This window comes from Mesorhizobium sp. M7A.F.Ca.US.006.04.2.1 (genome assembly GCF_004022915.1).
GTDB classification, from domain to species: Bacteria; Pseudomonadota; Alphaproteobacteria; order Rhizobiales; family Rhizobiaceae; genus Mesorhizobium; species Mesorhizobium ciceri.
Map to the genome: position 1 here is coordinate 1 of NZ_RZQA01001656.1, position 444 is coordinate 444.

The window sequence follows — 444 nt, forward strand, 5'->3', positions numbered from 1 at the left end:
GATCATCGCCATGCCCCATTGCCCGCAATGCCTGCAGCACGTCGGCATTGAGCAGCGGGTTGATGCCTTTGAGCATGGTATTCCTCGTGAGTTGAGATCAGAGACGCTTGCCGGTCTCTGCGTCGAAAAGATGGATCTGGTCGAGCCTTGGCTTCAGCTTCAGCGTATCGCCCGGCTTGAAGTCGTGGCGCTCGCGAAACAGCGCCACCATCTCGCCTTCGCCGAAGCGCAGGAACACCAGCGTTTCCGAGCCGGTCGGCTCGACCACCGAAATCTTCGCCGGCACCCCGTCGGGATGGATCTCGAGGTGCTCCGGTCGGACGCCATAGACGACCGCTTGACCGTCCTGCGCGGCATTGCCCGATCCGATCGGGAACAGCGTGCCTGCGATGTCGACCCCTGGCTTGTCGCCCTTGCGCATGGTGCCCTTGAGCAGGTTCATCG

Annotated in this window: 1 protein-coding gene and 1 pseudogene; both read right to left on the reverse strand. The window is 62.4% G+C overall.

What is annotated here, in order from left to right; genetic code table 11:
• Window positions 1–76, reverse strand: a pseudogene (locus tag EN925_RS41380) (ribose ABC transporter); the annotation flags it as partial.
• Between the two features lie 21 nt (window positions 77–97).
• Window positions 98–444, reverse strand: a 347-nt coding sequence (locus tag EN925_RS39255) for a TOBE domain-containing protein (RefSeq protein ID WP_128337516.1), incomplete at its 5' end; no start/stop codon positions are given.